The organism is Pseudomonas sp. microsymbiont 2, from assembly GCF_054788395.1.
In genome coordinates this window covers 3,369,484-3,391,587 of sequence record NZ_CM139112.1, presented here as the reverse complement: position 1 = coordinate 3,391,587, position 22,104 = coordinate 3,369,484, and the positions used below count along the sequence as shown (strand labels likewise).

Sequence of the window (22,104 nt, the reverse complement as noted above, 5' to 3'; positions counted from 1 at the left end):
ATGTCCTTTCGCGAGGGCGTGTCGGACATGGATGAGTCCCTGCTAGAGGAGTTGGGCGACGAAGTCGAGATCGAGGGCTTCGCGGAGCCGGTGCAAGGTTTCATGTCGGTGCCGTGGCAGCAGCCACGGGTCGGCTCGATCAACACCGGCCTGCGGCAACCCATCTTCTCGGTGCGGGTCGCCCAGGCCAATGGCATCAGGGAGGGCCTGCACCTGGTGTGCGATCTCGCCCCGGCAGATGGCGGTGGACGGTACGTCATCGCCAAGCGGGAGCCGGATGGGAGCGGTTGGATCAACTTTGCCCTTCGGGAGGTGAAATGAGCGTCGGCAGCTATTACAAGCAGTCCGGCAGCACCGGGTTGATCACGCTGCAAGCCAATCCCCGGCAGGTCAAGGGGTTTGAGCAGTTCGCTGGGTTGGTGCCCAAGGCGGTTGCCGCTGCTGAGCGTCGAGCGATAAACAAGACGTTGCGCTGGTTACAGGGACGAGTTGCTCGGTCGGTGGGGCAGCAGGAGCGCATCGCTATCAAGGCGGTGCGGCAGCGCCTGCGGGCTTACAAGGCCGGCAGTAACGGCCAGGGCAAGCTGTGGTTCGGTCTCAATCCGATCGAGGCCAGCCGGGCCGGGCGTCCTCGGCAGACCCGCGCGGGCGTGTCTGTGGCAGGGCGTCGCTATCAAGGCGCGTTCTACCGCCAGGTGTACGGCAGCAAGGCCGATATCTGGATCCGCACGGCCAGCAAGCACTTTGACCCCAGCGAGTACCCCGACAGCGAAGTCTCCAAGGGTGGCGGAGCTAGTTCAGGTTGGATCGCCGAGAACGACAGTCGCTTTCCCCTGGCCAAGGCCAAGATCTCGCTGGAGGAGGTCAGGCCTCACTTCGAGTCATGGACGAACAAGGCCCACCAGCGCCTGCTGGTGGTGATGGAGCAGGAGTTGAACTTCGAGATGGTCAAGCTTACACGGAGGGCCGGAAATGGCTGACGATGCAATCCCCCTGGCCAGGGTCTATGCGGCGATGGAGGAAGCCATCACCCAGGCGATACCGGGTCTGTGTTATGTGGGCACGATGCCCGGAATGCTCACCGTCGTTGATGTGCCGGCAGTGGTGATCGAGCTGGCGGGGTTCGACGCTGCAGAGCGTGACCCTGGCACAGGGGAAGTGGCGGTTGAGGCTCGCTTCGAGGCACGGCCCATTGTTGGCGTCGAGGACGAAGATCACCTGCACGTTGTGGCGTTCATTGCTGCGCAGCTGGCCGTGCTTCTGCGGCTGCAGACCTGGGGCATCGAAGTCGAGCCCGCACAGTTCGTTCGGGCGGAGCGAGATTGGAGTCGCCCCGAGCTGGACAGCATGGCGGTCTGGGTCGTCGAGTGGACGCAGATCATCTACCTCGGCGAGGAAGAGTGGCCATGGCCGAATCAGCCGCCCGGCTCACTTGTCTGGGGCTTCGCTCCCAACACCGGGCCAGGCAGTGAAGACAACTACCAATCGCCGGAGGCCATGGAATGAGCTACGCCGCTGCAATGCACGATCGCATGCTGGCCAGCCTGGTGATCCCGTGCCGGGTGGTCGCCGTCGATCTCGCGGCCGCCATGGTCCGGGTGTCGGATGGCAACGGTTGGACCAGCGCCTGGGTGCGCTGGCACAGCCAGGCTGCGGGCAAGGCGCGGCACTGGCGCGCGCCGAGCTTGGACGAACAGGGCGCGCTTATCAGTCCCAGCGGCGAGCCCGCGCAGGGTACGTTCGTGCCTGGCCTCTACGGCAATGCCGGCGCTCAGCCGGACAACCGCGACCACGTCGAGGTCTGGCGTTTCGACGACGGTGGTTCCCTGGTCTACGACTGGCAAGCCAAGAGCTACACCATCCAACTGCCGAGCGGCACGGTGACAGTGCAGGTCGGGGCGACCCAGGCGGTGCTGACAGTTGATGCCATCACGGCCCAGTCCGGCAACATCACCGCCACGGCTGACAGCATTACAGCCGAGGCCAGCACGATCACGCTGACCGGCGTAGTCAAGATCAACGGGACGCTGACGGTCACCGGAGACATCAACGGCGGTGGCCGGATCATCGACACCGCCGGCAACACGGCAAACCACAAACATTGATCAGAGCCCGCCAAGCGCGGGTTTTTTCATGCCTGGAGGAAACCATGGCCAGAACACAGCAAGCGCCTGATGAGGGCAACGAAGCAGCGCCGGTGCCGAGTGGGCCGGTGACCTTCATCGATCAGGAGTACACCCGCCGCAAGTTGATCCTGCCCGACTGGGTGGAGCTTGAGGTGGTGCAGGGCCAGGTCACGATCAGCGGCGATGACGCGGTGGGCCTGGCTTACATGCGCAACCGGCCCGACTTCAAAGAGGCCTGACCATGATCGGCATGGATCGTCGAACGGGCCAGCCGATTGCCGGCGTTGCGCACCTGCGGCAGTCCATCGAAGACATCCTCGGCACCACGGTCGGCAGCCGCCGCATGCGGCCCGAGTATGGCTGCCAGCTGCGGCGCTACGTCGATCTGCCGGTCAACGATGGCTGGAAGAGCGCCGTGCAGGCCGAGGTGGCACGCGCTCTGGGCCGTTGGGAGCCGCGGCTACGGCTTGAGCGTGTGCGGGTGCTGGCAGTGGTTGGCGGCAAGATTGATCTGCAGTTGACCGGTGAGTACCTGGGCGACAGCGCGGTGTTGGAGGTGAGTGTATGAGCGCAGTGGATTTGTCGCAGTTGCCGACGCCCCAGGTGCTGGAAAGCCTGGATTTTGAGGGCGTCTACGACGAGGAGCTACAGCGCTTCCGTGCGTATATGGGCGACAAGTGGGATGCGCTGCTCGAGAGTGACCCGATTACCAAGCTGCTTGAGCTGGGCGCTTACCGGCGTATGCAGAACAGAGCGCGGGTCAATGATGCGGCGAAGGCGTTGCTGCTGGCCTATGCCACTGGTGCCGATCTGGATCAGCTGGCGGCGAACGTGAACTTGAAGCGTCTGGTTGTGCAGCCCCAAGACCTGAATGCGGTCCCGCCGGTGGAACAGGTCATGGAGGCAGACGATGCGTTACGTGAACGGGTGCAGCTGGTCTATGAAGGGCTGACCACGGCAGGGCCGCGAAACAGCTACATCCTGCATGCCCGCAACGCCTCCGGGCGCGTCGCTGACGCCACGGCGGAAAGCCCGGCCCCGGCCGAGGTCGTTGTCACGGTGCTGGACCTGGAAGGGAATGGGCAGCCAACTGCCGAGCTGCTGGAAACGGTGCGGCTACACCTGAACGACGATGATGTGCGGCCGGTCGCGGATCGGCTCACAGTCCAAGGCGCGGAGATCCTCCGGTACCAGGTCACCGCGATCGTCTACATGTCAGGCACAGGGCCTGAGAACGAAGCCGTCTTGGCCGAGTGCAGGGCTCGCTTGGCTGCCTGGGTGAACCCCCGGCGTCGGCTGGGCCTGGAGGTGGCGCGTTCAGGGGTAGACGCCCAGTTGCACATTGCCGGCGTCAGCCGGGTGGAGCTGGTGGGCTGGTCTGATGTTCGGCCCACCAAAGCCCAGGCAGCTTGGTGTGAAGACTTCAGCGTTACCCGTGGAGAGTCGCCATGAAAAGCCTGCTTCCGTTGAACAGCACCCAGCTGGAGCGTGCCGTCGAGATGGCCACGGACGAGGTGATCGAGGTACCACTGCGCACGCTCTACAACCCCGACACTTGTCCGGCCCACTTGCTGTACCAACTGGCCTGGGCCTGGTCTGTGGATCGCTGGGACGACAGCTGGTCCGAGGCGGTCAAGCGCTCGGTTATCCGCTCATCGTTCTTCGTGCATGCCCACAAGGGCACGCTGGGGGCATTGCGGCGGGTAGTTGAGCCGTTTGGCTATCTCATCGAGATCGTAGAGTGGTTTCGCATGGCGCCGCCGGGCGTGCGCGGGACGTTCTCGCTAAAGGTTGGGGTCTCGAACGGAGGCATCAGCGATGAGACGTACCGCGAATTGTCTGCGTTGCTCGATGATGCCAGGCCGGTTAGCCGCCACATGATCGGGCTTGAGATCAGCATGGAGACGCGGGGGGCCATCTACATCGGTTATGGCCTGAACGAAGGGGACCAGCTCGACGTGTACCCGCCAGCGCTACTGGATATCGATGTTACCGGCGCGGTCGGGCGCGGAGGCCGCGACCACACTATTGACTCCCTGGACATTTCTTATGGTTGATCAGAACTCACAGTTTTACGCCATCCTCACTAACGTGGGGGCGGCCAAGCAGGCCAACGCGGATGCCCTCGGGATCCCGTGGAAGATCACGCAGATGGGCGTGGGGGATGCGAACAACACCGACCCTACGCCCAATGCCTCCCAGACTCGCCTGATCAATGAGTGGCGTCGCGCGCCGCTGAACCAGTTGAAGGTGGACGACAACAACGCGGCAATCATCGTGGCCGAGCAGATCATCCCGGCCGATGTCGGTGGTCGCTGGATTCGGGAAATCGCGCTGTATGACGCTGACGGCGACATGATCGCGGTGGCCAACTGCCCACCAACCTACAAACCACTGTTGAATCAGGGCTCCGGGCGCACGCAGGTGGTGCGTATGAACCTGATCGTGAGCAGTGCCAGCAACGTGCAACTGAAGATCGATCCGGCGGTGGTTCTGGCCACGCGTGAGTACGTCGACAGCCGGATTAGTGAGGAGATCAGCAAGCTGGACAACAAGCAGTCAGTGCGCGTCGCAGCTACAGGCAACGTCGCTTTGGCTGGACTTCAAGTAGTTGACGGCGTGCAGCTGGTTGCGGGTGATCGGTTGCTTCTGCCAAAGCAGGCGGCGGCAAAAGACAACGGGCTGTGGGTTGCGGCGGCGGGGGCATGGTCCCGCGCAACTGATGCCGATGCCAGTTCTGAGGTCACCCCCGGCCTGGTAGTCGCGGTCGAACAGGGAGCGACTTTTGCCGACACGATCTGGCAGTTGATCACCGACGCCCCAATCATTCTGGGCTCAACCGCGCTGACGTTCCGCGATATTACCGATGGCTTTGCCCGTCTGCTGTCGCCAGCCTTCGCGGGCACGCCTTCCACGACAAACCCAGCTCAGTTCGATAACAGCGGTCGAATTCAAACGACTGCTTTTGCAAAGCGTATGGGCGTGGAGTATTCGGGCTTTTCCCCGCTCACTGCCAGCACCGCGCTTGGGGTTTCAAGCGTGGGCGGGATTGTGGCCGCAGCGTCCGCTGCACCGATCAACATTACGTTGCCACCCACCTCTGCAGTGCCTGAAGGCGCCGTGGTGGAACTGGTGAACTCCGGGAGTGGTGCATTAACGGTCCTGGCTGCCGGGACGGATGTGTTGGCATCTCAAGTCGCAGCTGTAATACCGGTCGTCCTGGGGATGGGGGATAGTGCTGAGTTCGTGAAAGTATCGACTACTTGGCGCTTGCGTGGCGGGTCCGCGTTTCTCAAGTATGCAGCTGTCATGTCCAGTCCAAGCTGGTCAACGCGGCCGCAGTTCGACAATGCCCAGTACCTTGCGACGACGGAGTTTGTGCAGCGCTCGCTCGGGAATCAAGCTGGGGTAGTGAGTTTCACAGCCTCGGCAAACTTGATCTTGGCCAATGCTGGAGCGCTGGTCATGGCAAACATGGCGGCGAATGGTTTTATCACGCTGCCAGCGGGAGCCGTACCGGGGGTTGCATTCCATATCGTGAATTGGGGAATTTATGACGTCACGTTGGTTGCAAACTCAGGGTCGTCCATCAATGCAGGTGGTGGCATAAGAGCAAACATCACCATTAAGCCTGGCTGCAGTGCACGAGTGATTTCCGAAAACATCAACTCATGGGTGCTGGCTGGAGGCTCTGCCGAGGATATGTATTCTCCGTTGTTCCACTCGAGCCTGGGTCAATCCGGCTGGGCGAAGCGCCCGGATGGGCTCATTGAACAGTGGGGGCAGGGTCAGACGGATGCAAACGGTCTGATTTACATCACGTTCCCAATAGCGTTCCCGAACGCGGTGTTCAACATCACACCGATGCACTTGGGTTCACTGTCGCTTATGCACAACGTCATGGGGGCCTCGCTCACCAAGACAAGTTGTCAGGTTCGAATTCAGAACTCGGCAAACGCCGCACAGGCGGGCTGGACCGCTATGTGGCGAGCCATTGGCAATTGAGGTCGGAACTATGAACGAAGCAGTGTATTTCAGCCCGTCCACATGCGGTGCTTATTACCTCAGCGTGCACGGTGTAGATATGCCGTCGGATGTGGTGAAGATCAGTGAGACTGAATGGCAGGCTGTGCTGTCGGGCCTTTCCTCCGGTGCCAAGGTCGTTAGTTCGGATGAGGCTGGGTATCCGGTGCTGATCGATCCGCCGCCGCTAGCCATGGAACAACTGAAGGCCTTCGAGCGATCCTGGCGTGATGCTCAGCTTGCGGCAACTGATTCCCTGGTCTCGAGGCACCGCGATGAGCTGGAGGATGGCGGGACCACCACGTTGGCCGAAGAGCAGTATGCCGAGCTGCAAGCGTACCGCCGTGCGCTCCGCACATGGCCCGAGGGCGGAGATTTCCCACTGATCGAGCATCGGCCGCCGGTTCCGACCTGGTTGCCTGACCTCAACCCCTGACGCCCCGCACTGACGGGGCGTTTTCTTTCCTGCTGAACCAACGGCCTCGCTCTGCGGGGCCTTTTCGCATCTGGAGACTTGCATGAGTGGATTCTTTCACGGCGTCACCGTGACCAACGTCGACACCGGCGCCCGCAGCATCGCGCTGCCGTCGTCCTCGATCATCGGCTTGGTCGACACCTTCACCGAAGGCCCTGGCGCCACGGCCAAGGCGAATGACCTGGTGCTGATCACCAGCGAGCGCGAGGCGGTCGCCGCGTTCGGCGAAGGTGCGGCAATCACCAAGGCCTGCCGCGCCATCTATACCCGCGCCAAGGCCGTCATCGTCGCATGCGGCGTGGCTAAACTCGAGGACGCTGCTGAACAGACCTCGGCGATCATCGGGGGGACCAAGGCAGGCGGCCAGCGCACCGGCCTGCAGGCGCTGCTCGACGGCAAGAGCCGGTTCAACGCGCAACCGCGGTTGCTGGTCACCCCCAAGCACAGCGCTACCCAGGCCGTCGGCACGGCGCTGGTGGCCCTGGCCGACAAGCTGCGTGGGATCGCCATCATCGACGGGCCGAACACCACCGACGAAGCGGCCACTGCTTATGCCGGTGAGTTCGGTGCCAAGCGCGCGTTCCTGGTCGACCCCGGTGTGCGGTTCTGGGATACCGATGCGAGCACAACGGTGGATGCCCCCGGCTCGGCCTGGGTCGCCGGTCTGTTCGCGTGGACGGACAGCGAGTACGGCTTCTGGGCCTCGCCGTCGAACAAGGAGTTCGTCGGCATCACCGGCACCTCACGGCCGATCGAGTTCCTCGACGGCGACGAGACCTGCCGGGCCAACCTGCTGAACAACGCCAACATCGCCACCATCATCCGCGACGACGGTTACCGCCTGTGGGGTAACCGCACCCTGTCGAGCGATCCGAAGTGGGCCTTCGTTACCCGCGTGCGGACCATGGACATCGTCATGGACGCGATCCTCTACGGCCACAAGTGGGCCGTTGACCGTTCGATCACCGCGACCTACGTCAAGGACGTCACCGAAGGCCTGCAGGCCTTCATGCGCGACCTGAAGAACCAGGGCGCGATCATCAACTTCGAGGTGTTCGCCGACCCTGAGCTGAACACTGCCAGCCAGCTGGAACAGGGCAAGGTGTACTGGAACATCCGCTTCACCGATGTCCCGCCGGCTGAAAACCCCAACTTCCGCGTCGAGGTCACGAACCAGTGGCTGACCGAAGTCCTCGACGGCAACGCATAAGGAGCAACCTGCATGGCGATGATCCCCGAAACACTGGCCAACCTGAACCTGTTCGTCGACGGCGTCAGCTTCCAGGGCGACGTGCCCAGCCTGACCCTGCCGAAGCTCACCCTGAAGATGGAAGAACACCGTGCCGGTGGCATGGACTTGCCGGTCGAGATGGACCAGGGCATGGAAAAGCAGGAGGCCGGCTTCACCACCACCGGCATTCGCCGCGAATCGCTGAAGTTCTTCGGCCTGGCCGACGGCACCGCCTTCAACGGCACCTTCCGCGGTGCCTTCAAAGGGCTCAAGGGCCGTATCACTCCGGTGGTTGTGACCCTCCGTGGTGCGCTGAAAGAGGTAGACATGGGCGACTGGAAGTCCGGCGACAAGGCCGAGATCAAGCACAACGTCGCGGTGACCTACTACAAGCTCGAGGTCGACGGTCGCCTGGTCTACGAGATCGATGCCCTGGGCATGAAGCGCGTGATCAACGGCGTCGACCAGCTCGCCGCCCAACGCCAGGCCCTGGGCCTGTAACCCCTCACTGACAAGGACAACACCCCATGAGCAAGAAGATCCCCGCTTATCTGCAGGTTGAAGTCGACCGCGTCACCGTCACATTGAGCAAGCCAGCCGAGTGCAATGGCGTGCAGGTGGACAAGCTGAGCCTGCGGGCGCCGACGGTGCGCGACATCCGCGCTGCACAGCAGCTCACGAACGGTGATGACGAGCAACGCGAACTGAACCTGTTCGCCTCCCTGGCCGAGGTCGGTTTGAAGGACCTGGAAGGCCTGACCCTGAAGGACTACACCCGCCTGCAGGCCGGCTATTTTCGCTTGGTGCAAGACGACGAACTTTGACCCGCGATCCCAGAAGCGGCTGGCCAAGCGGCTGGCGAAGGAACTGGGCTTTTCGGCGGTCGAGATCTCGGCGATGTCGTGGATGGACATCGTCTGGTGGCTCACGGATTGAGCCTGCAGGAGGGTAGCGCATGGCAAAGCTGGCGATCGCGCTGGAAATTGGCGGGGCCGTTGCCGCATCGCTTGGTTCGGCATTCGGTACCGCCAAGGGGCATATCAAGAAGCTCGAGGAGAGCGGCAGCCGCGCGAAGGTGTTGAAGAACACCATCGGCGAAACGATCAAGCTCCGGGAGGAATGGAAGAAGGCGCACGACAGCGGCGCGGCGGCGGCCTCCGGGTTGCTGCGGCGCCTGGAGGGCAATCTCGATGCGCTGAAGAAACAGGGCGTCGAGGTCGGCCGGCTGTCCAAGGAGTACCAGCGACTCGGGCGTGAAGCGAAAGCTGCAGATCTGCAGCATAAAGGCCGGCAACAGATCGATGCGGGCAAGTCGTCGCTCAAGTCCAACATCGGTGCCACTGTAGTTGGCGCCGGTCTGGCGGCGATCCCGACGAAGATCAGTGCGGACTATCAAGCGATCATCCGTGACATCGCGATCAAGTCGGACATCGTCAACAAGCCGCAAGAGGCCCAGCTCAGCAGGGCGGTAATCGATACCGCGCGTGATACCGGAATGTCGCGCAACGACGTGGCGGACCTGATCAATCAGCTGGTCGGTGCCGGTATGGAGGTGGACAAGGCCATGGCCTATGCGCCGACGGCGGCGAAGTTCGCCATCGGCCAGGGGGCGTCGGGCGTCGACACGGCGGCGATGATCCAGGCGCTGCAGCAGAACGCCAAGATCACCGATCCGAAGGTCATGCAGCAGGCCCTGGAGGCCATTGCTTACCAGGGCCAGGCCGGTAGCTTTGAAGCCAGCGACATGGCGCGCTGGTTTCCGCAGCTGTTGGCGGGCATGGAGAAGGGCGGTGTCACGGGGCTGGATGCGGTCACCTCGCTGGGTGCAATGCTGCAGGTGCAGATGAAGACTGCCGGCAGTTCCGACGAGGCGGCGAACAACTTCAAGAACTGGATGGAGAAGATCGGCGCCGGTGACATCCAGAAGAACTATGAGAAGGTCGGGATCGACTACCAGAAGTCGCTGAACACCGGCTTGCAAAAGGGCATGAACGTCTTCGAGGCGTCCATGGGCCTGGCCCTGCAGTACGTTGAGAAGACCGACCCAAAGAAAGCGCTGGCGATGAAGGAAGCCCAGGCCAAGATCGACAAGGAAGTCGATCCGGAAAAGGCCACGGCGGCGCTGGCGGCGTTGGAAAAAAGCCTGCGCACCGGCGATGTGTTCGCTGATCAGCAGGTCAAGGCGGCGCTCACGGCCTACGCGCAGAACCGTGGCCTTTACAGCACGTTGAAAGCCGACTCAGCAGACGCCAAGAAGGTCGCGGGCATCCTCGACAAGAACCTGGCCGAGCGTCGCGAGACGTCCAAGCAGCGGTGGGGCGAGCTGGGCCAGGCCGTGGACGACTCAATGCGGAGCATCGGCGATGCGATCCGCCCGGCCACTGACCTGCTGGCGACGGGGTTGACCAAGATCGTCCACGGCATCACTGACCTGTCGGACAAGTTGCCTGGACTGGTCATGGGCATCGCGGGTGTTGCTGCGGCGGTCATGGCGTTCCTCACTGCTCGCAGCGCGGCCAGGGTTGGGCGTGGGGTGTTCAACCTCGCACGTGGCCGTAGGATGGGGCGCGGCGCCGGTGGCGAGGGAGAGCTGCCGGAGACGGGCAATCCTGTAGTCGATGCAGGCCTCGGTGCGTTAGGCAAGGTGTTTGGTGCGGGTGCTGCGAACGATGACCGTGGTGGCCTCGGGAGCGAGCCACAGCGAGTATTTGTCGTCAACGCCAAGGACCTGGGTGGGTTTGGCTCATCGGCCGACGTGGGTGAGCCGGCTGGTCGACGGCGCCGCCGGCAGCGCAGGGGCCGGGGTGGACCTGCGCCGCGTCGATCCGCTCCTACGGGGGCTGTCGGCCGAGTCGCTCGAGCCGGGGCAGCGACAGGTGTGGCGGCTGCAGGTGCTGCGACGGCTGCAGCGGAGGTCGGGCGGATAGGCCGAATGATGGGCGCAGTCGGCAAGGTGTCGAAGGTGGTCGGCAGGCTCCCAGGCGGGAAGGTCCTCGATGCGGGCATGACCGTGGTCGAGACTGCCATGAACGCGAAAACCCAGGACGAGAAAGCCGAGGGCTACGGCAGCGCGGCGGGCGGGTTGGCCGGTGCGCTGGCGGGCGGTGCCGCAGGTGCGGCGCTCGGCTCGGTTGTACCGGTCTTGGGTACGGCGATTGGCGGTGCCATCGGGGCGGCGATCGGCGGCCTCGGTGGTGAGGGCCTGGGTGGTTGGCTGGGCAAGAAACTGTTCGGTGAGGACGAGCAGGTGGCAAAGGTCGACAAGGACAAAGCCGCACCTGGGGATGTCGCGCGATCGATCGCCGCTGCGTCGCCCGCTCCCACGGCGCCCGTCGTGGCCCAGGCGCTCGAGCAGGCCAAGCCCAAGGCGGACCCGCCCAAGGTCGACCAGCAGTTCTCCTACATGCCCAACATGCCGATCACGGTTCAGGGTGACGTCAAGGATCCGCAGCAGGTGTTCCGCTCGCTTGAGGGGATGATCCGCAACAGCTGGGAAACCTGGTCACGGGAAAGCCTCGCGCGACAGGCTGCTGGTCAGCTCTTTGATCAACCTCATGTGTAAGGAGGTGCCATGGATTATATGGAGTCCATGCAGTCAACGCTGTCGTCGTTGATCGCGGCGGGGGAGGCTGGCCGTACCAGTCTGGATGGAATGCTGGGGCCGCTGACCGGCGCCGTCAGCGACATGACCGGCGCCGCGAGCGAGCTCGAGGATCTGCCAGTCCTCGGCCCGGCCCTCGGCCAGCGGCTGCAGCGCATGATGCGAGGCATCAACGCCGCGCAGTCGGCGGTGGGTCAGGTCGCGTCCACTTACAGCCGCGTAGTCAGCGGCGCAGCGGCGGTGCAAGACCGCATCGGTTCGCTGAAGGAGCAAGCCAGCAAGGCCTCGGCGGCGATCAACCGCATCGCCGGACAGGCCAGCCCAGCACTGGCGAACATCTTGCCGACAGGCGCACTGGGGCCGTTGGCAACGCCTGCTGCCTCGGCAGTCAAGCCGTTTCCGCACTTGCTGATCCTGCAGCCGCTCGATGCGAAGTTGCAGCCGTACTACTTCAACCTCGATACGGCAGCGTTCGATGAGTTGCGGCGGCAGACGTCCGCGCGCTGGGCTGGCCAGGAGCGCCTGACGCGTGACATCGCGCAACAGGCGGTAGGGCAGGGCGAGGACAAGTTGACTCTCAAGGGGGTGATCTTCACCAGTCGAAGCGGCATCAAGCAACTGGATGCCTTGCGCACCATCATTCGCCGTTTGCAGCCGGTCAGCTTGGTGACCGGTTACGGCGACGTGTTGGGCACCTGGTGCTTGACCAACTTGGACGAGGAGCAGGGCGCGCTGCTGGCCGGCGGCATCCCTCGCAAGCAGGGTTTCTCACTGGAGTTTGTGAAGTATGGCAACGACATGCAGAACGTCTGACGGGGATCTGCTGGACACGCTGTGCTACCAGCATTACGGGCACCTCAACGGCACCGTCGAACTGGTGCTGCAGGAGAACCCTGGGTTGGCGGATGAGCCGCAGCCCTACCGCGCCGGGGTGATCATCGTGCTGCCCGAGCTGGCAGCGCCGTCGATCGAGACAATCGAGCTGTGGGGGTGACCCACCGCCACACACCGAGCCCCGCCCAGTGCGGGGCTCTTTCATTCTGGAGGGCCTATGCAACCCACTTTCCGCATCGTCGCTGATGGCAGGGACATCACGATGCTGATCAACGACCGGCTGATCCTGCTGAGAACCACCGACAAGCCCGGCATGGACTCCGACGAGTTCGAGCTGCGGATCGATGACCGCGATGCCGCAGTGGCATTGCCTGCCCGGGGAGCCCGGATCGAAGTCCACCTGGGCTACGTTGGCCAGCCCCTGGCTCGTCTGGGGCGGTACACCGTCGACGAGATCGAGGTCTCGGCGCCGCCCCGCACCATGGTGATCCGTGGCAAGGCCAGCGATATGCGCGGCACCGGCAAGACCACGCGCAGTGGCAGCTGGGAAGGCGTGCCCCTGTCGCAGATCGTCCGCGACATCGCCGCCCGGAACGGCTGGACGCCGGTTTGTCCGGTGCAGACGAAGGTTGATCGCGTCGACCAGCGCAACGAATCCGACTTCAACTTCATCACCCGCCTGGCCAAACAGTACGACTGCACGGCGAAGGTGGCCGACGGCAAGCTGCTGGTCATGCCTCGCGAAGCCAGTCTGAGTGCCAGCGGCAAGTCCTTTGGTGCGATCACGGTCACCCCGGCGGATGTGAGCCGGTGGCAGTTCCGACTCGGCGATCGCAGCGCGCAGGCGGCCGTGAAGACCACACACCAGGACAAGAAGACTGGAGAACTGGCCGTCATCGAGCTGAGCAACGACGACGCCCCCTCCGGCCTGCCGGGCGTGCACACCGATCGCCACATCTACCCGAACAAGTCGGCAGCCCAGCAGGCGGCCAAAGCCAAGCTTGCGGCATTCAACCGCAGCACGGCGAGCGTGCGCCTGCAGATGCCCGGGCGAACTGATCTCTTCGCTGAGCGGGTGATCACCGCCAAGGGCTTCAAGGATGGGCTGGACGGGCAGTACCTGGTCGACAGTGTCGAGCAGACGTTCGATGCCTCTGGCTGGTCGACTGCGGTGGAGTGCAACGGCGGGAAGAAGGGTAAGGCCAAGGCCAAAGGCAAGGGCAAGAAATCGAAATCCGGCAAGCCACTGAAGGTGGTCGCGGTGAACCCGGCCTGAGCGGCCACAACAGGAGATTCAAGATGACCGTCACACTCAAGCAGCTGCAGCAGATCCTCCCCAACGCCGGCACCCAAGCCGGCGTTTTTCTTCCTGTCTTGAACGCGTCGATGGTGAAGTGGGGGATCGTCACTCCCTTCCGCAAGCGTGCGTGGCTTGCCCAGGTTGGCCACGAATCTGGCCAGCTGCGCTACGTCCGCGAGCTGGGCGGCTATCAGTACCTGAGCAAGTACGATACCGGCAAGCTCGCCGCGCGCCTGGGCAACACCCCTGAGGCAGATGGCGACGGCCAGAAATACTGTGGCCGTGGCCTGATTCAGGTCACCGGGCACGACAACTACAAACGCTGTGGCGAGGCGCTGGGCCTGGACCTGCTGGCCCACCCCGAACTCCTCGAGCGCCCTGAGCATGCCGCAGACTCGGCCGGGTGGTTCTGGCATCAGGCGGGGCTTAACTCGCTGGCCGACAAGGGGCCGTCGGCGTTCGAAGCCATCACGCGGCGCATCAACGGCGGCCTGAATGGTTTGGAGGATCGCTTGGCGATCTACAGGCGTGCCGAGCAGGTGCTGATCTGATGGGCCTGGAATCGCGGCTTGCGCTGCTGGCCCTGGTGTTCGGGGCCGTGGTCGGCGCACGGCTTGCCTGGTGGTGGCAGGCCAACGAGCTGGCCACGCAGGCGGCGGGCTACGAGCAGCAGCTTGCTGCAAAGGACCTGGAGCATAGCCGAGAGCGGGAGGGGGCTGCGGTGGCGGCGCTTGACCAGCTCGAGCAGCTACAGGAAGCAAGGCGTGCCCTGGAGGATCGCCTGCAGGCCCAAGATAAAACCCACTGGAAGGAGATGAACGATGCTCAACAAGCTCAGGCTCGCCTGCGCGACCGGCTTGCTACTGCTGATCTACGGTTGTCAGTCCTGGTCGACGCCGGGTCCATTGCCGCCCAGGGTTGTGACGGTAGGGGGCGAGCGCCCGCCGGCACCGGAAGCGTGGTGGATGGAGCCCTACGCGCCCAACTTGACCCAGCGCATGCTCGACGAATTATCGCCATCACCGACGAAGGCGATCGAGGATTGATCGCGCTCAAGGCCTGTCAGGCCTACGTGCGCGAAGTCACGAAGTAGTAAAGAGGCGAGCCGGGTGGATGCGTCAACATCCAGCCCGGCCCGCCGAACCCGCAGACCCTTCCTGCAAGTCCAGCCGTGGCCCCTGCCTTGTGCACAAAGCGCGGCGAGCCTAACACCTGTTTATTCATACAGTAAAGACTTGCAATCAATGACCTCTCCAATCATTCCCTGGATGGGCGGCAAGCGCCGCCTGGCCGACCGCTTGATCCCTCTATTTCCCCCTCATGAATGCTATGTCGAAGTCTTCGCCGGCGGTGCCGCGTTATACTTCATGCGTCCCCAGGCCGCTCCGGTCGAGGTGCTAAACGACCTCAACGGCGACCTGGTGACGCTTTACCGGGTGGTGCAGAACCACCTCGAGGAGTTCGTCCGTCAGTTCAAGTGGGCGCTCAGTTCTCGCCAGATCTTCGAGTGGCAGAAGATGACCCGCCCCGAGACGTTGACCGATATCCAGCGCGCCGCCCGGTTCTTCTACCTGCAGCAGCATGCCTTCGGCGGCAAGGTCACCGGGCAGACGTTCGGTACCGCTACCACGGGGCCGGCCATCAACCTGCTGCGCATCGAGGAGAATCTCTCGGCCGCATGGCAGCGCCTGGCCGGCACCTACGTCGAGAACCTCTCCTGGCTCGACTGCGCCGAGCGCTACGATCGAGCGCACACGTTCTTTTACATGGACCCGCCTTACTGGCAGACCGCGGGCTACGGCGTCGACTTCCCGTTCGAGGAGTACGAGCGCATGGCCGGCTTCATGCGGCGTTGCAAGGGCAGGGTGATGGTCAGCATCAACGATCACCCGGACATCCGGCGAGCCTTCGACGGTTTCCACTTCGAGTACCTGGACATCCGCTACAGCAACGCCAACCAGAGGCAGGGCAAGGCCGAGGTGACCGGCGAGCTGGTGATCATGAACTGGCAGCCAGCGGGGCTTGGCCAGCTGTTCTGACCCAGGCGGCATGGGGCAAAAATGGGGCAACCCGAGGGCCATTCTATGCCCCTCTATGCCCTTTCGACTTCTAGGCGGTCGACGCAAAAAAAGCGCCCAAGCCTTTTGTATATGGGGCTTGGGCGCATTTTTTCGTCAATACTCCAGCACAATCGGGGTGTGATGCCCTAGGGCTTGGAGGGGCTAGGAAGCTTATTTGGCGAAGTGATGTTCCATGTGCTTCAGAAGGGTCGACATGTTCAGTTCGGCGAGCGGCAGGTACACCTCCTGAGTGTTGTCGATATCCTCTTTGCTGGCGACGACGATTGCAAACTGGGTCGCGCCATCTAGCACCATCACACCGATACGCTTGTTAGTGATTTGACAGTCAAAGACGAACGATTCAGCGGCGTGGCCTTCCGCTCGGACCTTCCGGCTGTTGCTGCCGGCGCTGACACACGAAGCGGGGTAGAGCTTGGAAAACGTACTAGCTACGTTAGCACCAAGCTGGTGCAGTGGTATTGCGTCAGTCATGCTTGCTCCTCGGTGGTCTTGAGTGGTCATCATATTGTTGACGCCAGAATAATGGTAGTGGCGTTCCAGTGGCACGCCTTTTTGGCCTGATGAAGCCGAACGAATAATCTATATTGCCAATCAATAGGCAATCCGAAGGCGATTCTCATATTCACCGCCTTCCTGCCGCAGTTCGTGTCTGTCGGCAGCGCCACGCCGGTCGGTGAGCAGTTCCTGCAACTGGGCGTGCTGTTCCTGCTGCTGGAGTGGGCGGCCATCGCCATCTATGCAGGGCTCGGCGCGTACCTGCAGCGTTGGTTCGAGCGCCCCGGGCCACGCCGGCTGTTCAACCGGGTCAGTGCCGCGCTGCTGGGCTGTGCGGGCCTTGGGCTGCTGGTGGCGCGCCGCTAGAACTGCCAGCGCACTCCCAGGTTCACACCGCTGGCCTCCTGCTGGCGGCTATCGAGGTTGCTGGTGTACTGCACGCCACCGTGCAGGCTCAGCGCTTGGGTCACCTGGGCGACCATGCCGCCTTCCACTTGCATCGAGGTATAGCGGTAGTCGGTCTTGATCCTGTCCACCCCATCGAAGGTCAGGGTGTCGCGGCCACCGTCAGCGTGCCACAGGTCGAGCTGAACGTAAGGTTGCAGCAGGCGCACGCGGCTCTGGTTGAATGTCCCTTCCAGGCGCAGGCCCAGGCGCCCGGTCAGCTCCACCTGGGCGTCATGGCTGATGCGCGAGACGCTGTCGTTGGCGCTGTCGAGTGAGACCTTCTGGGCGATGAGCTGCGCCTGGGGCTCCAGGGTCCAATGCTCGGACAGGGCGATCGGGTAGCCAGATTCCGCCGATGCGGTCCAGGCGTGGCCGTCGATGTTTATCCTGTCGCCGCGTTGCGAGCGCGCGCGACCATCGAACTTGGTGTACTGCAGGACGATATCGAGGTAGGCGCGCTGCGCGCCCACCAGGGTCCAATAGGCACCGACGCTGTCGCCGTCGAGCTTCAAGTCGCCGACACTGCGGTCCTTCATGGCCAGGGCGAAGCCCTTGACGTCGGCATCCAGACGGGCGTGACTCAAATACACTCCGATCTGCTGGCGGTAGCCGTCGTCGCCGACCTTGGCGAACACATCCTGGCCTACCTTGAACCCGTAGAGGTTGCCATCCAGGCTCGGGCTGACAGTGCCGCTCCACTGTTGGCGCAACGCGCCGCCATAGGCCTGGCCCCAGCTGGCCGGCAGCGCGCCTTGACCAGCCAGCAAGTGCTGGTCGCCCTGGCGCTGGTGGAATGTGCCCAACGCCTGTCGGGCGATGAGCGCCGCCGCCCTTGGCGCGGCGGCATAGACAGGTACCTCGGGCCGGTACAGCGGCAGGGACTGGCCGGGCACCGGGTCGGGCAGATCGGGCTGGCCTGGCGCGAGGGCTGCCACGGGAGAGGGAAGCTCGGGCGTGGACGGCGCCACCAGGGTCGAACGCAGGTACCAGCTGTTCTCGCTGCCTGCTGCCACGCCGCCTTTGAATAGGCGGTAGTCGTAAGCGCCGACCGAGAGAGTCTGGGTCTGCACGAAGGCGGTGGAGGTGCTGCTGGCGCCGTCGCGGGCCTCGACTACCTGGATGCCGTTCTGGCTTGTGGCGGCACCCGTGCCGCCAAGGTTGTTGACCTGCAGCAGCGTGGTGCCGGTGATGCTGCCTTGGCTGACCACCAGGCGATCGGAGGGCGCTCCGTCAGCGCCGAGTTCGCTGTTGAGCCTGAGCGTGCCACCATCACCGGCATAGTCACCCACGATCGTCAGGCGTCCCTGTCCATCGTCGCCAGTGCCCAGGTCGATTGTCCCTGCGTTGCGCAGGCCTGCTCTCTGACCGCTGGCAAATGCCGATACCGTGCCCTGGCTCGAGCGCAGCGTGCTGCCGGCACCTATGCTCAGCACGCCGTTGAGGCTGCCAGCGTCACCCAGGACCAGGGTGTCGTCCAGGGTCAGCTGGCTGTTCCCGCTCAGGGTGATGGCCTCCCAGTTGACATATTGCGCCGCACCGACCAGCCGGCTGCTCTCGAACAGCAGGCTGTCGTTGCCCTGGCCGCCGTCGAGCGTGATGGACAGGGTCTGGGCACTCAGGTTGCGCACGCTGGCACGGTCGTTTCCCTCGCCCATGTCGACCCTTGCGCCGATGCTGCCGCCGGACCAGTCGAAGACATCGTTTCCTGCGCTGGCCAGGACACTGCCGGCCACTCGGCCACCGCTGATGCTGATGCTATCCACGCCGCCGCTGGTGCTGATGTTGCCGCCAATGGTGCCGCCACGCAGGATGATGGTGTCGTTGCCGAAGCCGCTCACCAGGTTGCCGTCGATGCGCGTCTGCACCGCGCTGTCCTGGGACATCTCGAAATAGTTGTCGGCGAGTTTCAGATCGACCCGGCCGATCCGACCACCGCTGAAGATCGCGCCGTCACCGTCCTCGAAGGCACCGATGATATGGCCGTCGGACATGGTGAAAGAATCGTACCCTTGGCCTTGGTTCAGTGACTGAATGGTGCCACCGGTCATGGTGAATGTGTCGATGTCCTGGGACTGTACGACAGCGCCGAGCGTGTCACCGGCGGACACCGTCAACGATTCGGCGAAACTTGGCGCAGGCAGGGCGAATACTACCAGTGAGGCGGGGAAGAGCAGGCGGGCACGGCGCATCGGCAGGTCTCCATTCCATTGGATAGGGACCAGCGCGTGATTGCGTGCAGCTCTGTTGTGCGTCGGCCTTGGCCGAGGTTGTAGGTGAACACCACACCAGGGGCAACTGGCAAAAATGCCAGGTGCCGTGGCGTCAGTCGCGATAGAACGTCTGCACCAGGTGATAGCCGAACTTGCTCTTGATCGGTCCATGCACCACGCGCAGAGGTTTCTTGAAAATCACCTGGTCGATCGCGCCCACCAATTGGCCCGGGCGCACCTCGCCCAGATCACCACCGCGCTTGCCCGACGGGCAGGTGGAGAACTTCTTCGCCAGGACGTCGAAGGCCTCGCCGTTGGCGATACGCTGCTTGAGCTTTTCGGCTTCGTCAGCGGTCTTGACCAGGATGTGGCGGGCTTGGGCTTTCATGGGGAGATACCTGTGTTTCGCGGCAAAAAGGACGCCATTATGCCTGATCGCGCAACTCCGCGCGGTCGCGGAACTGCTCCAGCGCCTCGGGGTTGGCCAGGGCGTCGGTATTCTTTACCGGCAGGCCATGCACCACATTGCGAATCGCCAGCTCCACCAGCTTGCCGCTGAGGGTGCGCGGGATATCACCGACCTGGGCGATCACCGCCGGCACATGGCGCGGCGTGGCGTACTGGCGGATCACCTGGCGGATGCGCAGGCGCAGGGCGTCGTCCAGTAGCAGGCCATCGCGCAGACGCACGAACAGCACCACGCGCACATCGCCGTGCCAGTCCTGGCCGATGGCCACGCTTTCCAGCACCTCTTCGACCTTTTCCACCTGGCGGTAGATTTCCGCGGTGCCGATGCGCACGCCGCCAGGATTGAGCACAGCGTCGGAGCGGCCATGGATGATCAGGCCTCCCCCTGGGATCTGCTCGGCGTAATCGCCCTGGCACCAGACCCCCTCGAACTGGCTGAAGTAGGCGTCATGGTAGCGGCTGCCGTCGCTGTCGCCCCAGAACCCAAGGGGCATCGATGGAAACGGTTGAACGCAGACCAGTTCGCCTTTCTCGCCGCTGACCGCCTCGCCCTGGTCGTTCCATACCTCCACAGCCATGCCCAGGCCCTTGCCAGCGATTTCGCCACGGCGCACCGGCAACAGCGGATTGCCGAGCACGAAGCAGGCGACGATATCGGTGCCACCGGACATGGAAGCCAGGCAGACATCGGCTTTTACCTTGGCGTAGACATAGTCGTAACTGTGCGGTGACAGCGGCGAACCGGTGGAAAGGATTAGGCGCAGATTGTCGAGACGATGGGACTTCGCCGGTTCGACACCGGCCTGCTCCAGGGCGGCGAGGTACTTGGCGCTGGTGCCGAAGGCGTGGATACCCTCGGCGTCGATCAGGTCCAGCAGGCGCTCGGGGCCTGGGTGGAACGGCGAGCCGTCGTACAGCACCAGGGTGGCGCCGACCGCCAGGCCGCTGACCAGCCAGTTCCACATCATCCAGCCACAGGTGGTGTAGTAGAACAGCACGTCGTCGGCCTTGAGGTCGTTGTGCAGGCCGTGTTCCTTCAGGTGTTGCAGCAGCACGCCGCCGGCACGATGGACGATGCACTTGGGCACGCCGGTCGTGCCGCTGGAGTAGAGAATGTAGAGCGGATGATCGAAGGGCAGGGCAGCGAACTCCGGAGCGCCGCCTGGCGTGAAGTAGTCAGCCCACAGGGCGGTCTGCTTGGCGCTGAACTCATCGGCGCGGGTCTGCGACCGGGTATGTGGCACCACCAGCAACAGCTCGACACTGGGGAGCTGAGCGGCGACCTGGTTGATCTTCTCCACCTGGTCGATGGTCTTGCCGGCGTACTGGTAACCGGCGCAGGCCACCAGCAGCCTGGGCGCGATCTGGCCGAAACGGTCGATGATGCCCTGGGTGCCGAACTCCGGCGAGCAGCTGGACCAGACCGCGCCAAGGCTGGTGGCGGCAAGCATCGCCACCAGGGTTTGCCAGGTGTTGGGCATCACCGCGGCGATACGGTCGCCGGGCTGGATACCGGCCTGCCTGAATGCTTGTTGCAGCCCCGCGACCTGAGCGGCCAGCTGGTTGTGGGTGAGGCTGTGGCGAGTGCCATCCTCGCGCACGGCGACCACGGCCGGGCGGTCGTCGCGGCGTTGCAGCAGGTGCTCGGCGACATTCAAGGTGGCGCCTTTGAACCAGCGGGCGTCGGTCATGTGCTCGCCTTGCTCGAGCACGCTCGCAGGGGGCGTGTGCCAGCGCACATGGAAGTACTCGGCCAGCGCCTGCCAGAACTGCGAGCGCTGCTCGATGCTCCAGCGGTGCAGGGCGGCGTAGCCATCGAGCTGGAGGTTGAAACGCCGGTTGACCCGGCGGCGGAAGGCGTCCATCCGGCTGGCTTCGATGCGGGTGGTGGAGGGGCGCCAGAGTACGTCGTTCATGCCGGGACCCTCGGTGATAGTCGATGGTGGGTACTATGCGTTTCTTCAGTCCAGCGCAATTCCTGTAGGAGCGCGTAACCCTGATCATCCGGCGTCAGGGTGTCCTTACACCACTTTAGTCGCTTACTGGGCGAGCCAGCCGCCATCGACGTTCCAGGCCGCGCCACGCACCTGGCTGCCGGCCTCGCTGCACAGGAACAGCACCAGCTCGCCGAGATGGCGGGGCGTGACGAAGGCCAGGGACGGCTGCTTTTCCGCCAGCAGGTCATGCTGCGCCTGCAGCGGATCGCCGCCGTTGGCGGCACGGTCGTCGATCTGCTTCTGCACCAGCGGCGTCAGCACCCAACCCGGGCAGACGGCGTTGCAGGTGACATTGCTGGTGGCGGTCTCCAGGCCGATGACCTTGGTCAGGCCGACCACGCCATGCTTGGCGGCCACGTAGGCGGCCTTACCGGTGGAACCCACCAGCCCATGCACCGAGGCGATGTTGACGATCCGCCCCCAGCCCCGTGCGCGCATGCCGGGCAGGGCCAGGCGGCAGCCATGGAACACCGCCGACAGATTCAGCGCGATGATCTTGTCCCAGGCTTCGACCGGGAACTGCTCGATCGGCGCCACATGCTGGATGCCGGCATTGTTCACCAGAATGTCGATCGCGCCGAATTCGCGTTCGGCCGTGGCGAACATCTGCTCGATCTGCGCCACATCGCCAAGATCGGCGGGGTGATGGCGCACCTTGACGCCGTGGCGCTGGATCTCGGCGATGGCCGCGGCCGGGTCGCCGAAGCCGTTGAGCAGGATATTGGCGCCGGCCTCGGCCAGTACCTGGGCTATCCCCAAGCCGATGCCGCTGGTGGAACCGGTGACCAGCGCGGTCTTGCCTTTGAGCGTCATGCC

General features: G+C 63.8%; 25 protein-coding genes and 1 pseudogene. 21 read left to right on the top strand and 5 right to left on the bottom strand.

Annotation, left to right across the window (positions count from 1 at the left end; genetic code table 11):
• The 20 genes from ACYUME_RS15080 to ACYUME_RS14985 all read left to right on the top strand — a co-directional run bounded on the left by ACYUME_RS15080 (position 1) and on the right by ACYUME_RS14985 (position 15,629).
• Entirely contained in the window at positions 1 to 321 is a 321-nt protein-coding gene (locus ACYUME_RS15080; RefSeq protein WP_460415474.1) for a head-tail joining protein, read from the top strand.
• The gene (locus tag ACYUME_RS15075; RefSeq protein WP_460415472.1) at positions 318 to 980 is read left to right on the top strand and encodes a hypothetical protein; all 663 of its coding nucleotides are present in this window, start codon (positions 318 to 320) and stop codon (positions 978 to 980) included. The genes ACYUME_RS15080 and ACYUME_RS15075 overlap by 4 nt, the downstream gene beginning before the upstream one ends.
• Complete coding sequence (locus ACYUME_RS15070) at positions 973 to 1,506, top strand: hypothetical protein (protein WP_460415470.1); 534 nt, start codon at positions 973 to 975, stop codon at positions 1,504 to 1,506. Before ACYUME_RS15075 ends, ACYUME_RS15070 begins: the two co-directional genes overlap by 8 nt.
• Positions 1,503 to 2,105, top strand: coding sequence for a phage baseplate assembly protein V (locus ACYUME_RS15065; RefSeq protein WP_460415468.1), 603 nt, complete (start codon positions 1,503 to 1,505; stop codon positions 2,103 to 2,105). Before ACYUME_RS15070 ends, ACYUME_RS15065 begins: the two co-directional genes overlap by 4 nt.
• A gap of 44 nt (positions 2,106 to 2,149) precedes the next feature.
• A complete protein-coding gene (locus ACYUME_RS15060; protein ID WP_460415466.1) occupies positions 2,150 to 2,365 on the top strand; it encodes a hypothetical protein in 216 nt (71 codons plus the stop codon).
• 2 nt (positions 2,366 to 2,367) lie between these two features.
• Positions 2,368 to 2,694 carry a GPW/gp25 family protein gene (locus tag ACYUME_RS15055; RefSeq protein ID WP_460415464.1) on the top strand — a complete coding sequence of 109 codons (327 nt, stop codon included), beginning with the start codon at positions 2,368 to 2,370 and terminating at the stop codon, positions 2,692 to 2,694.
• Positions 2,691 to 3,578, top strand: coding sequence for a baseplate assembly protein (locus ACYUME_RS15050; RefSeq protein ID WP_460415463.1), 888 nt, complete (start codon positions 2,691 to 2,693; stop codon positions 3,576 to 3,578). The genes ACYUME_RS15055 and ACYUME_RS15050 overlap by 4 nt, the downstream gene beginning before the upstream one ends.
• Positions 3,575 to 4,183: a phage tail protein I gene (locus tag ACYUME_RS15045; RefSeq protein ID WP_460415461.1), complete on the top strand. Its 609-nt coding sequence runs from the start codon at positions 3,575 to 3,577 to the stop codon at positions 4,181 to 4,183. Before ACYUME_RS15050 ends, ACYUME_RS15045 begins: the two co-directional genes overlap by 4 nt.
• Positions 4,176 to 6,131, top strand: coding sequence for a phage tail protein (locus ACYUME_RS15040; RefSeq protein ID WP_460415460.1), 1,956 nt, complete (start codon positions 4,176 to 4,178; stop codon positions 6,129 to 6,131). The genes ACYUME_RS15045 and ACYUME_RS15040 overlap by 8 nt, the downstream gene beginning before the upstream one ends.
• A gap of 10 nt (positions 6,132 to 6,141) precedes the next feature.
• Positions 6,142 to 6,585: a tail fiber assembly protein gene (locus tag ACYUME_RS15035; RefSeq protein ID WP_460415459.1), complete on the top strand. Its 444-nt coding sequence runs from the start codon at positions 6,142 to 6,144 to the stop codon at positions 6,583 to 6,585.
• Between the two features lie 82 nt (positions 6,586 to 6,667).
• A complete protein-coding gene (locus tag ACYUME_RS15030; protein WP_460415457.1) occupies positions 6,668 to 7,834 on the top strand; it encodes a phage tail sheath subtilisin-like domain-containing protein in 1,167 nt (388 codons plus the stop codon).
• Between the two features lie 12 nt (positions 7,835 to 7,846).
• Positions 7,847 to 8,356 (top strand): phage major tail tube protein, encoded by a 510-nt coding sequence (locus ACYUME_RS15025; protein WP_460415455.1) that lies wholly within the window; start codon positions 7,847 to 7,849, stop codon positions 8,354 to 8,356.
• A 26-nt stretch (positions 8,357 to 8,382) separates the two neighbouring features.
• A complete protein-coding gene (locus ACYUME_RS15020; protein ID WP_460415453.1) occupies positions 8,383 to 8,679 on the top strand; it encodes a phage tail assembly protein in 297 nt (98 codons plus the stop codon).
• Positions 8,680 to 8,810: 131 nt separating this feature from the next.
• Positions 8,811 to 11,417, top strand: coding sequence for a phage tail tape measure protein (locus ACYUME_RS15015; protein ID WP_460415451.1), 2,607 nt, complete (start codon positions 8,811 to 8,813; stop codon positions 11,415 to 11,417).
• A 9-nt stretch (positions 11,418 to 11,426) separates the two neighbouring features.
• Positions 11,427 to 12,269, top strand: a complete 843-nt coding sequence (locus ACYUME_RS15010) for a phage tail protein (RefSeq protein ID WP_460415450.1) — start codon at positions 11,427 to 11,429, stop codon at positions 12,267 to 12,269.
• Positions 12,244 to 12,450 carry a tail protein X gene (locus ACYUME_RS15005; RefSeq protein WP_046856344.1) on the top strand — a complete coding sequence of 69 codons (207 nt, stop codon included), beginning with the start codon at positions 12,244 to 12,246 and terminating at the stop codon, positions 12,448 to 12,450. Before ACYUME_RS15010 ends, ACYUME_RS15005 begins: the two co-directional genes overlap by 26 nt.
• Positions 12,451 to 12,507: 57 nt before the next feature.
• Entirely contained in the window at positions 12,508 to 13,566 is a 1,059-nt protein-coding gene (locus ACYUME_RS15000; RefSeq protein ID WP_460415447.1) for a phage late control D family protein, read from the top strand.
• 23 nt (positions 13,567 to 13,589) lie between these two features.
• Positions 13,590 to 14,141: a glycoside hydrolase family 19 protein gene (locus ACYUME_RS14995; protein ID WP_460415445.1), complete on the top strand. Its 552-nt coding sequence runs from the start codon at positions 13,590 to 13,592 to the stop codon at positions 14,139 to 14,141.
• Positions 14,141 to 14,683 (top strand): lysis protein, encoded by a 543-nt coding sequence (locus tag ACYUME_RS14990; protein ID WP_460415443.1) that lies wholly within the window; start codon positions 14,141 to 14,143, stop codon positions 14,681 to 14,683. Before ACYUME_RS14995 ends, ACYUME_RS14990 begins: the two co-directional genes overlap by 1 nt.
• A gap of 151 nt (positions 14,684 to 14,834) precedes the next feature.
• Positions 14,835 to 15,629 (top strand): DNA adenine methylase, encoded by a 795-nt coding sequence (locus tag ACYUME_RS14985; protein ID WP_460415442.1) that lies wholly within the window; start codon positions 14,835 to 14,837, stop codon positions 15,627 to 15,629.
• A 192-nt stretch (positions 15,630 to 15,821) separates the two neighbouring features.
• Here ACYUME_RS14985 and ACYUME_RS14980 read toward each other — a convergent pair whose 3' ends face one another.
• Positions 15,822 to 16,142: a hypothetical protein gene (locus ACYUME_RS14980; protein WP_460415440.1), complete on the bottom strand. Its 321-nt coding sequence runs from the start codon at positions 16,140 to 16,142 to the stop codon at positions 15,822 to 15,824.
• 126 nt (positions 16,143 to 16,268) lie between these two features.
• On the opposite strand from ACYUME_RS14980, the pseudogene ACYUME_RS14975 reads away from it, so the two are divergent.
• Positions 16,269 to 16,532 (top strand): annotated as a pseudogene (locus ACYUME_RS14975) (LysE family transporter); the annotation flags it as partial.
• Here ACYUME_RS14975 and ACYUME_RS14970 read toward each other — a convergent pair.
• From ACYUME_RS14970 to hbdH, 4 genes are all read right to left on the bottom strand, one after another.
• Complete coding sequence (locus ACYUME_RS14970; protein WP_460415438.1) at positions 16,529 to 18,802, bottom strand: autotransporter family protein; 2,274 nt, start codon at positions 18,800 to 18,802, stop codon at positions 16,529 to 16,531. The pseudogene ACYUME_RS14975 and the gene ACYUME_RS14970 sit on opposite strands and share 4 nt — an antisense overlap.
• Positions 18,803 to 18,935: 133 nt before the next feature.
• The gene (locus ACYUME_RS14965; protein WP_008095636.1) at positions 18,936 to 19,211 is read right to left on the bottom strand and encodes a peptidylprolyl isomerase; all 276 of its coding nucleotides are present in this window, start codon (positions 19,209 to 19,211) and stop codon (positions 18,936 to 18,938) included.
• A gap of 37 nt (positions 19,212 to 19,248) precedes the next feature.
• Positions 19,249 to 21,207 (bottom strand): acetoacetate--CoA ligase, encoded by a 1,959-nt coding sequence (locus tag ACYUME_RS14960; RefSeq protein WP_460415436.1) that lies wholly within the window; start codon positions 21,205 to 21,207, stop codon positions 19,249 to 19,251.
• A 123-nt stretch (positions 21,208 to 21,330) separates the two neighbouring features.
• Positions 21,331 to 22,101, bottom strand: coding sequence for a 3-hydroxybutyrate dehydrogenase (gene hbdH / locus ACYUME_RS14955; RefSeq protein WP_279887782.1), 771 nt, complete (start codon positions 22,099 to 22,101; stop codon positions 21,331 to 21,333).
• Positions 22,102 to 22,104: the final 3 nt, after the last annotated feature.